Genomic DNA, 327 nt, shown 5'->3' with positions numbered 1-327 from the left:
ACTGGAACTCGACCGAGCTGTTGAAGGACTGGCGCGAGGCGTGGAGCGCGCACGTCAACGAGCGCATGGCCGAGCTCGGGCTTGAGGGCCGGATCGACCATCGCTCTTACGAGGCGCAGGGGATCGAGCTGGAGCCGCAGCACAAGATCGGCCCCGCTGCATCGCGGCGACCGGAGCAGGGGCTAGAGGCGGAGCGGATCGAGGATCACACGCGCATCGCCCGTGAGAACGGCGCGAAGATCATCGCCAATCCCAATGTCGCGCTGGACGCGATCACGCGGCAGCAGGCGACGTTCACCACCCGCGATCTTGCGACGTTCGCGTTCC

At 67.0% G+C, this 327-nt stretch carries 1 protein-coding gene; it reads left to right on the top strand.

Annotated features, from left to right (window positions below):
* A partial coding sequence (locus tag AX685_RS03810) for a MobA/MobL family protein (RefSeq protein ID WP_197418474.1) occupies positions 1–327 on the top strand: 327 nt, incomplete at both ends.

Source organism: Sphingomonas sp. CCH9-F2 (assembly GCF_001556735.1).
GTDB classification, from domain to species: Bacteria; Pseudomonadota; Alphaproteobacteria; order Sphingomonadales; family Sphingomonadaceae; genus Sphingomonas; species Sphingomonas ginsenosidimutans.
This window is presented reverse-complemented; position numbering and strand designations above follow the sequence as displayed.